The sequence below is a fragment of the Collinsella sp. Sow4_E3 genome (assembly GCF_052116285.1).
In the GTDB taxonomy this organism is placed as follows: domain Bacteria; phylum Actinomycetota; class Coriobacteriia; order Coriobacteriales; family Coriobacteriaceae; genus Collinsella.
The window spans coordinates 1-308 of sequence record NZ_JBQKLJ010000151.1 but is presented as its reverse complement, the minus strand read 5'-3'; the positions used below and the strand labels follow the sequence as shown (position 1 = coordinate 308).

The following is a 308-nucleotide window of genomic DNA, read 5'->3' as shown; positions in this document are numbered from 1 at the left end:
CAGGTAGACTACCTGGTCGATAGACGGCAGGTGCAAGGCTGGCGACAGCCTCAGCCGAGCCGCACTAATCGCCCGAGCTCTTCCGGAACCGCACCTCGCGGCCCGCGGGACATGCGCTCAGAAGCGCGGTCCGGGCACGAGGATGCCCCCGAGTCACCTCCCCTATACGCCATGCGGCCCCCAGGGCACGTGAGTGAGACACCGGGCACCGAAGATACGGTGGGCGCCGCCCACCGGTCAGCGGCCAGAGCATGGGGGGCACGCCCGGTCCCGTTCCGAACCCGGAAGCTAAGCCCCATCGCGCCGAG

General features: G+C 69.8%; 2 rRNA genes. Both read left to right on the top strand.

Annotation, left to right across the window (positions count from 1 at the left end):
• Positions 1-88, top strand: a 23S ribosomal RNA gene (locus ACTQ48_RS11710); the annotation flags it as partial.
• A gap of 148 nt (positions 89-236) precedes the next feature.
• Positions 237-308: ribosomal RNA gene (gene rrf, locus ACTQ48_RS11705) — 5S ribosomal RNA — on the top strand; the annotation flags it as partial.